The organism is Streptococcus sp. 9.1, assembly GCF_016648815.1.
In the GTDB taxonomy this organism is placed as follows: Bacteria; Bacillota; Bacilli; order Lactobacillales; family Streptococcaceae; genus Streptococcus; species Streptococcus salivarius_E.
Genome location: NZ_JACLQS010000020.1, coordinates 19,959 through 30,250 on the forward strand (window position 1 = coordinate 19,959; position 10,292 = coordinate 30,250).

General features: G+C 40.8%; 3 protein-coding genes. All 3 read right to left on the reverse strand.

Annotation, left to right across the window (positions count from 1 at the left end):
• Positions 1-77 precede the first annotated feature (77 nt).
• The 3 genes from H7T93_RS09295 to H7T93_RS09305 all read right to left on the reverse strand — a co-directional run bounded on the left by H7T93_RS09295 (position 78) and on the right by H7T93_RS09305 (position 10,218).
• Positions 78-827 (reverse strand): MBL fold metallo-hydrolase, encoded by a 750-nt coding sequence (locus tag H7T93_RS09295; RefSeq protein ID WP_183137258.1) that lies wholly within the window; start codon positions 825-827, stop codon positions 78-80.
• 272 nt (positions 828-1,099) lie between these two features.
• On the reverse strand, positions 1,100-5,083 hold the full coding sequence (locus tag H7T93_RS09300; protein ID WP_201041901.1) for a mucin-binding protein: 3,984 nt from the start codon (positions 5,081-5,083) through the stop codon (positions 1,100-1,102).
• 779 nt (positions 5,084-5,862) lie between these two features.
• A complete protein-coding gene (locus tag H7T93_RS09305; RefSeq protein WP_201041903.1) occupies positions 5,863-10,218 on the reverse strand; it encodes a glycoside hydrolase family 70 protein in 4,356 nt (1,451 codons plus the stop codon).
• Positions 10,219-10,292 lie beyond the last annotated feature (74 nt).

Genomic DNA, 10,292 nt, shown 5'->3' on the forward strand with positions numbered 1-10,292 from the left:
TATATTGTAGTATAGAAGTGATGTTACCACAAGCGAGACTCCCATACAAAAGTATGTAAAGTCTTTATTCGACTTAATTATATATCAATAGTCTCACCAACAGCTAAAATCCTATAGCCTGCTGCTTCAACTTCTTTTTTAGTTGTCTTATAATGACTATAATCGTCAATATGAATGGGATAAATCCTTTTAGGTTGAAGGAGATTATTCATTCGGTTTAACATTTTTAAGTCCATGGTAAATGGTCCACCAAATGAACCTGATTTTACAGCACCTAAATTAGCAAAAATAGCATCTATATTTTTAGGAACATTTTTGGTTAAGTCTGGGTACAAAACAGTATCACCGGTAAAATAAATGACTTTAGTTTCTGACGAACTGGTGATTGTTAGTTGATAGCCACTTACCTTACCTATTATCTTTCGCATCATGTAATTACTGGCATGATAAGCCGGTAATGCTTTAATGGTGATACAGTAGTCAGCGATTTGAAATGCTTGTTCTTCTCCCCATTTTAAAACACTATTATTTAAGCATGGCACCCCATCTAAAATTTTTTTATTGGGAGAAATAACTGTCTTCCCTTTCAGATAATCTTTCCCTAGATCATCCAAATGATCTTGATGCCCATGAGTAATTAACCATACATCAACTTTGCTAAGAAGAGACTCATCCTTATGAACATGAGTTTGTTTCTCGGAGACAAATCCTTTAAACTGAACTAAAGTTCCCTTAGGAGATAAGTCAGGATCAATTCCAATATGAAATTGATTATCAATGGAAATGATGCCACATGCAACGCCACAATAAGTAAACGAAATAGACATAGTACCTCTTTTTTTATAACAAGCGATAAGTTGAAAAACTAGTCATTAACAATAAAGGAATGAGTATTAAGTGCATAACTCTTGTAACTAGATTATAGTTTTTATCGTCAATTTAATCAATATCTGTTTATGTTTCGACACCTTCTTTTACATTTATAATGCTAAGTTTCCACAAATCTCAGTTAGGTAATCAACAAAAAAATCCCAAGTTCTCTATGCAACTTGAGATTTTCTTTCTGTCTGGGCATGCCTGAGTCATTCAGGTCTTTATATTATTTGTCTTTTTGATCTTTGTGATCTTTTTTATTTTTCTTCTTACGTCCGTTGCGACCAAGTCCTAGGCCTGTTACCGATACGGTGAAGCCTGCGATATTGATGGTTTCTTCAATCTTACCTTTGCTTGCTTCTTCTTCATTTGAGAGATTAATTGGCATCTTGTGTTTAGAGCCTTTACCCTCAGCTTGACTTGAAACAGGTGCTTCAAAGTCATCGCCTGGTCCATAAGTGACTGGTCCCTCATGAGATTCCACTTGCTCTTCGACTTGGTCGAGAATTTCTAGATCTTGAACCTCTTCAACAACGATATCGTCTGCCTTGTCTTCCTTAGGTTTACCGTTAATATCGCCTGTAAGCGGGATATAAACCACTGTTTCTTCAAGGTTACGTTGACCTACTGTTTTACCTTCAACCTTGTCCTTATCAGCGCTATAGCCTTCTACTTCAGGAGTGACGACTGTTTCAAACTGACCTTTATTTGAAGTCCAGTAGCTTGAACCAAGCTCTTCACCTGTAACCTTATCAATAGTCAAGCTACGTGTCCATTGAGCAGTTTGGATGTTATTAGCAGGAAGTTCTGCTTGTCCATCGCTAGATGTGTAGAGAACTGTGAAGGTTACATCTTTAATATAGCTTTCACGTTCTGGCCATTTAGCACCATCAGGATTTGCTGGGTTGATTGGTGTACCAGCTTCTTGGATGTTATCTGGACCTACTTGAACGGTACCATGACGAAGGGTAACCATGAAGTTTTGGTCAACATGTGAATCACCATCAAAGATAACACCGTTTGTGAAGCCATCTGCAAGGAGGGTATAACCACGGTCACTATAGTACTTGATACGCTCGATTGTTGAGTATTCAATCACTTCGCCTGATTTACCAAGCAAGTCGACCACTTCAAGTTTCTTACGAGTTGTACCGTCAACATAAGTAACTGTAGCTTTCTGAGCATCCTTGAGGTAAGTTACTACTTCCATGATTTCAGGTGTTTCTACAGAAACATCTGTCATTTCAGCTACTTCCATACGGTCTGGTGTAAATCCAACAACCTCTGGAGAAGGAACAGCTGAGAAGCCAGCTTGAGTACTTGACCATGCTTCATAATTGATAGCGCCTGTCACAAGGTTAACATTGGCCAAACGTTTGAAATCAAGAACTTCTACGTAGTCGTCGCTAGCCAAGCCGCCTTCTTCGAAGACATACTGGATAGTACGTGTCACATCGGCACGGTTTTCAAGCATCTCTACGCTATTTGGCCAAACTGGACTATTAACATCGTTTGGATCTACGACTTCACCTGCAACTGGTGCTGGCATATCTGGGTCAATAAGAACCAAACGTTCACGAAGAACAACTTCGAAAACTTGATCAAAGTCAGAATCACCATTGTAAGTGTGGTCAAAGGCTTCTGCATAACCATCGTTGACAAGTTCATAACCTTGTTTGAGCAAGTTTGCAATTTGTTCATCAGTAGAGTAGTCAATCTTTTCACCTGAGCTTCCGACGACGACATCACGAGTCAATTCAGACTTATCAAGCTCATTCATGTAAAGGATAATAGCTTTTTGCTCATCCTTAGCATAAACCACGTTGGTATCTTGACCTGGGTGTTCTGGAGTAATAAAGGCCTTTTCAGAAATGTAACCAAGAACATCTGGAACGACTGTTTCCATAGCCATGGTTGGATCTTCAGGATCGTTGTTGTAGCTTGGAGTAGGTGCATTTTCAATAGGTGTACCATACTCATCTACTGGAATAATCTTACCAAGCTCTGTGTAAGTTACTGTATCTTCCACTTCTGGAAGGTCTGGGCGAACTTCAAGACCACCAGCTTGACGTTTATCCGCATAGAAGCCATCTACAACTGGAACTTCTACGACATCATAAGTGAAGCTTTCTTGATCCCAAGTGCTTGTTTGTTCCACTTGGTTAAACTTACCATGGAAGCTGAAGCTATCTTGGATGTTGATAACTGGATCTTTGTAGCCTGCACCTTGGAAGGTAACCGTTTGTTTCGTATCTTGCGTGATATCATCCAAGATTGGCTCGTAAACCAAGGTTTGGTCCATGCTGAGGTCAATTGGCAATACCAATTCACTTTCAGCTTGGTAGCCAGCAACTTGTGGTGCTGGTGTCTCAATAACTTGCGTAGCATCTTGAGGATCATTAGCATAATGAACTGGCTCTGCATCCGCGATTGGATTACCAAAGCTATCAACAGGGATAATCTTACCAAGCTCTTTATAGGCAACACTATCTGTTGCTTCTGGTTTATCAGGTGTAACAACCTGCATACCAGCAACTGCCTTGTCCGCAAAGTAACCTTCGATAACTGGAACATTGACCTTAGCGAAAGTATGGCTGTCTTGATCCCATGTGTAAGTGTCTTCTGCTTGGTTGTACTTACCAGTGAAGGTGAAGTCAGACTGAATATTAACAGACGGTGTTGCTTCGCCAGCACCTTTGAAGAATACAGTTTGCAAGGTTGGTTGCGTTACATCTTCAAGGATTGGAGCGTACTCAACAAGAATATCGTCTGTTAAGCTCTCAGGCATGACACTTTGTTGCATTGGACGGTAACCCGGAATGTGAGGAACAAGAGTCTCACTAACCTTGGTTGGGTTATTAGCATCGTTGTTGAAGGTTGGCGTAGGCACGTTTGGAATCAAGCGTCCATTCGCATCAATAGGGATAATCTTACCAAGTGGAACGTAGGTAACGGTTTCTTCTATATTATCCTCAGTAACATCTCTACCCTTAACTTCTACTCTATCCGCAAAATAGCCTAAAACAACTGGTGCATAGATATCATAATACTTGGTTTTGTTTGGAGACCACTCTGTCTCATCAACAAGTTCACCTGTAACCTTGTCGAAGGTAAGAGTACGCACCCAATAAGCCTTTTGTACATCAGCATCTGGCAAATCAGCATTGCCATCTGTACTTCTGTAAAAGACTGTGAAGCTTACTTCTTTTTCGTAAGCATACTTAGATGGCCATTTAGGTCCATCTGGATTATTAGGATTGATTGGAGTATCTGGGACTTGTTCATTTTCAGGTCCCACCTTAGCAACATCGTGTTGCAAGAGGACGAACCACTCTTGATCATCAATATCTTTATCATCAAAAATGGCATCCTTAGGGAATTCATCCTGAATCAAGTCATATCCCATGTCCTTGAAAGTCTTGATACGCGTTGCTGTCCCGTATTCAATCGCTTCACCCAATTCACCGGTCAACTGGTCACTAACCAAGTAAGCACCGGTAGTTTCATCAATATAAGTGATGCTGGCTTTCTTGAAAATTTTACGATACACAACCGGAGTGTCTGCTCCTGGTTTGTTCGGTACTACACTTTTAATATCTGTCATATAATCTTGAACAGCTGGTGTTGCTGTCTCACCCGCCTTTCGTGGATCTTTTTTGTTATTGTTATACTGCTTAGTCAAAGCACCTGGAATATATTCCCCATCTTCTGTCACAGGGATAATGCGTCCCAATTTCCTATAGGTCACATGTTCCGTTACCGTTGGCACATAGGGCGTGACAACGTTAAAACCCACTTCCTTTTGGTCAGCGAAATAGCCCTGGACAACTGGTACCGATATCTTAGGATAGGTATAACTGTCCTTGTCCCATTCGATTAAACCAGTTTTCCTATCCCTAGTTCCTGTGAAGACATGGTTTTCCATGACTTCAGGATCTGGAGTTTGCGAATCCGCTCCTTGAAAGATAATCTCTTGCTTAGATGGAATCCTCACGGTTTCCGATTGGGCATGATTATCAAAGAGGGCCTCGTCAGCTCTAGCAAAATCTAATGGAGAGGGGGCACTGTGGTCAGAGCGACTTTTTGGGTTAGTCAATAATTTAGAAAGATCTATAGTATCAACTAAATCAGAGTCCGCTGATTTATGTGCAATATGCTCTTCAGCAGTTCTTGCTGCTGCTTCAGTCGCATCTTCCCTATAGGCTCTCAAAAATACTCCCCCTTTCTTCTTTTTATGAGAAATAAAATCCTATACTTGCTAAGTTCTCATGGAAATCTTTTCTATTAAGATTTCATTTTCCCTCGGAGAAACTAACAAGTTCTTATCAAAGATTAAAATTTTTGATATCTCTTATATATACTATAATACGAGAATCGAATTTTTACAAGTAAGGTGTAAGAACTTTAATCATTTTAACCCCTAAGTGAAAAAATAGTGCTTTAATGTGCGATATCTATCAAGTAGTTTACGAAAGTGACATCAAAATGAGATTACACCGACAACTTAAATGATGAGTCTTTAATGGAGCTTTCTCTCCCTAAGGACACTCTCATAAGAAATAGACTATAAACTATCACAACTACTTCTCATCTTTGAATGGCTAGAGCCTTACTGTATTTGTTAAAGAAATGGCCTATTAGGAATGACACAGGCCAAGCCTGCGACTAGTCCTCGACTAGGGAATTCCAATAAATAACTGGTATTACTCCTAGTATAGATTGACTTTGACGCTTCGTCAATAGATTGGAACCATTTAATGAAAATCCCTAATTTTAAAGCTTTCTCGTATTAAATTGTGCATTAATAATAGTCATTGGGATTAGGCTATTTTGCTATCATTCTGGGCACCAAATAGTCATAGGTATTTCACAACTCAGCCAAGAAAAGGGTTAAATGACTATTCACAGTCCACATTTAAGTCTTTACGGAAACCCAGTTATGCCATAAAAACCGAGACTACTGTCTCGGTTCATACAGTTTGGAAACGATTAGATTTGTCCTCGGCCTTGAGCGTCAAAGTAAACCCACCATCCTGGACTCACTTCAACCCAACGGTTAACAGCCATCTCACCTGAATTTGGATCATAGTAACGAACAACGCCATTCACACGAACCAAATGACCTTTGATTTGCTTACCATTGTTATCAAAGAGGAGATTTTGACCATTGATAGTAACCATGCCTTTGACAGCATTACCATTACCATCGAAGTAATACCAGCTACCATCGATTTCATGGAATTGATTACGGTAAAGCTCACCTGAGTTTACATCATAGTAACGAAGGTTGCCATCAACATTAGCCAAAGCACCTTTCACTTGACGACCATTTTGATCAAAGTAGAGGTTTTGACCATTGATATTTTGTGAACCTTTTACGGCTGCTCCATCATTATTGAAGTAAGCCCAAACACCTGGTTCAATTTCAGCAAAACGGTTGCGAGCCATTTCACCTGAGTTTGCATCATAGTAACGGATTGTTCCATTCTCGTTAACAGTACGCCCTTTAACTTGGACACCATTGTTATCGAAGAAGAGCTCTTGACCATTAATGTTTTGGTGGCCTGTTACACGTCTACCATTACCATCATAGTAAGCCCAAACATTGTTACCAATTTGAACAAATTGATTGCGACCTGATGTATTGTTGTTATCTGGTTTTGGATCTTGTTTGCCGTTAGCATTCAAGACACCGTTTTGGTCATAGTAGAAGACTTGACCTCTACGGTTTTGACGGTAACCATCACGCAATTGCACCCCATTAGCGAGGAAGAAGTATTGTTTACCATCGATAGTCTTTTCACCGATTGCCATACGGCCTGTATTATCAAAGTAGTAGACATTTCCGTCATTATCTTTGATGAAGGCATTCTTAGCATATTGACCATTGTTATAACGGTATCTTACAGAGAAGAGACGTTTTTCAAACTTACCACTACCATCACCGTTTTGGTTATCACCATTAGTTGATTGGTTGCTTCCGACTACTTTTGGAAGGCTAACCTTACCACCATTTGTACCGTAGTAACCGTTGAGGCCATTCTTAAGCACGTACTCTGAACCACGGTCAAGAATGTTAGTACCATTCATGTACTTCGCAGACCACTTCGTAATCTTCTCATCAGTTGTCATGCGTTTACCGTTAGAGATTTGAACACGGTCAAAGATTTGTGGGTAGAGACGTTTCAATTCATCAAGGAAGGCACCACCATATTTACCTTGGTAGTCATTACCAAAGGTACGTGTTTTAGCGGCATAGAGGCTATGGTTGATGATCGCGCCATCTTTAGTTTCACCGTAGTTATTAACACGAGTTGCAGTAACTACTTCGTCACCTGGAAGGTTGTAGATTTGGTCTGGAACCCAGTCAGCAATCGCTGAAATTCCCACTGCATGGAGGGCTTTAAGAGCTGCCTTCAAGTCAGCCAATGAACCATACTTGTTGTCCTTACTCATAGCAATGTCATAACGGTCTGTGAAGGCATAACCATTTTGGATGACTGAGTCAAGGAAAGTACCATCATCACTTGAAACGTATTGTGGTGCAAGTTCGAATGATGTAATACCCCATGATTTGAAGAGACTAGCATTTTCAGCAATCTTCTTATTAGTGTATTGTGATGGATTTTGAACGAAGTCTTGGAAGTTAGAGAAACCTTCGTAGATAACTTGTGAATCAAGGGCAGCATTTGATTCGTAGACCAAACCACTGCTGTTCTTTTCTTTACTTGGTGCTACACGCACATCTTGAGTTTCAGAAGCTCCTACTGGCACCCAAACAGCAAGGTAACCATCAACTTGAGGGTTACGGATACCACGGATTTCACTTGCACTAAATGTCAAATTACCATTGCCATCAGTGTATTTAACAATACCGTTAGCATCGCTGTCATTCAAGTACGTAGCTACACCATCGTTTGTTGTCAAAAGCAATGGACGATAAGCTTGGTTACGGTGAGCCGCACCCATATTAATTGTCAAGTTGCTTGTTAAACGAAGGGCAGGTTGGTTTGAAACGATAACTGCCATACCTTGGTTACGTGTTTCTGCTGTACCAGCATCAGAAGCACTGTTAGCCCCTGTACCGTAACGTACAGAAGTCAAGACACCTGCAGCATCCCAACCATTAGTATTACCATATCCGATGTAGTTAACCTTCATATCTTGACCGCCAGCTGCATAGCGGATACGGCCTTTCAAGAGGGTTTCAATAGCATCATAATATGGTGATTTTTTAGCCATATATTGACCATCATCTGTGTACATGTCTCCATAGTAAACACGTGGCACAGTGTCCTTATGTGTAAGCATCAAGGCATATGCTGATGGGATGTTATATTGTGTGTATTGCTTGTTGGCACTACGCATGTCTCTGTTGTAGATTTCAAAGGCTTTCTTCATTTCATCAAGAGTGAAGGTATTCCCTGTTGATTGAGGGTTGATTTCATTTTTGATGATTTGACCAATGATTGATTGTACCTCTGAATCGTGGGCACGAACAAATGAGTAGTTAGCCATACGTTTAGAGTTTTTACCACTTTCAGAACGGTCATTTAAACTATTTGAAATGAGTGGTTCAACTCCTGAACGGTTACCAATTGGACGCAAGAGTGAATATACCAATGCCAAGTGCATAGGGTCATCCATTGGCAATTGAGCACCTTTGGTGTCTTCATTGTAGTAGGCATCATTGTGAGACCATGCTTCCAAGATAGACAAGTGCTTAATAGCTTGTTCTTGGCTTTGATCAGAACCATACTTAGCTTTGAAGTAATCTGAAGCAATTTGGAGAAGGTCAGCATTGACATTATCCACGGCATCGACACGAACACCATCAAAGTTTTCATCTTCAGAACCACCAGTGATAGTACCGATGTTCATGATGTAGTGGAGCCAGTTCAACTGCTCAGCTTGAACCGCTGGGTTTGAGTTGTCGATATCATTAGCCAACAAGAATTCAAAACCACCGTTACTTGTATCCTTAGTATACTTAGGATTGTGTTTACCTGTTTGGCTAGTTGGTGTGCGGTTCAAGAGACGATAGTCAGAGTTAGCATGACTTGTACGACTATCGTTGTTATAGAGAAGGGCACCACCTTGCAAGTGGTCACTATTATCAAGATTTTCAGAAGTTGAATTCCAACCTGGTTGGGTCTTCACGAAATTTTTGATAGTTGTACGCAACCAGTCAGTGTTACCTTCACGCGCAATACGTTCTTCAATACGTTTTTGAACTTCAAGCGCTGCTTGGTCCATTTGGGTTTGTGAGCTGAATGACGTATAGGTCTGATTGGTACCGAGACCTTGCTCCTTCATGTAGTTGAGGTAGCTCGCTTGGATAGCCTTGCTTGGCCACCAAACTGTAAGCAATGGACGTTTGTCATTTTCAGTTGAAGCAGTCCACTCTTTACCATCTTTCAAGATTTCTTTTGGACGGTACCATGTGTTGGCAGTGAAGTAACCATCAACAAGTTCGATATCTTTATCAGTTGTACCATAAAAGGCATTTTTATCACCATTTACAGTAACGTTTGTGTTTGTGCTATCAGCTGATGAACCTGTTCCACCGTTCTTGTCGAAACGGTATTCTTTTTGGTTAGACAATTCACCAGTTTCAGCGTTGAAGTATTGGCTGCCGCCGTTACGTTCAAGAACATAGTTCTTACGAATAGTGCCGTCATCTTCAAGGTAGTATTGTTTTCCATCAATTGTTTTGATGTGGCTTGGACCATCAGTTACGACATTGTTAGTTGCTGGAAGGTCGTTGTTTACTACTGTGACAGTATTATTAGTATTATTAGCATTGTTTGTATTGCCGTTAACTGGAGTTGCACGACGGCCTCCTGTAGGACCACGGCGGGCACCAGTCGCACGACGTTCACGTGTCGCTGCGCGATCAGTAACTGTTGTTGTGTCAGTTGTAGTATTGTTATTTGTTGTATCAACAGCTGTATCATTGGTTGCTGTTGTATCTGTTGTAGTTGCCGCACGATCAGTACCGACAGTCGCTGCCGTATCAACAGCATTCGCTGCAACTGTATTTGTTGTATCAGTTGTCAAATCGAAGGTTGCTGTTGGAGCTGCTTGGTCAGTTGCGACATCATTTGTCGCTGCAACTGCTGTAGTTGGATCCTGAGCAGCCGTTGTATCGTTAGATACAGTACCCGTATCAACAGTAATATCGGGGATGGCTACAGTAGCATCCGTATGTTCGTCGGCCTGAACGACACCGTCGTTAGTTCCTAAAGAAACCGCTGAGACTGCACCGAGCGACATTCCTGTAACTGCGATGGTTACCCATTGTTTCTTAACTTTGTGCATTTTATAATGTACTTTTTTGTCCATAATAAAAAGACTCCTTTATCCATGTCTCTTATACACATATCACGCTGCAGACGAAGATGATAGTGTAGAACACG

What these genes read in the sequence shown, in the direction of transcription:
- H7T93_RS09295 (WP_183137258.1), bottom strand. Translation starts at nt 827, where the DNA reads ATGTCTATTTCGTTTACTTATTGTGGCGTTGCATGTGGCATCATTTCC.
- H7T93_RS09305 (WP_201041903.1), bottom strand. Translation starts at nt 10,218, where the DNA reads ATGGACAAAAAAGTACATTATAAAATGCACAAAGTTAAGAAACAATGG.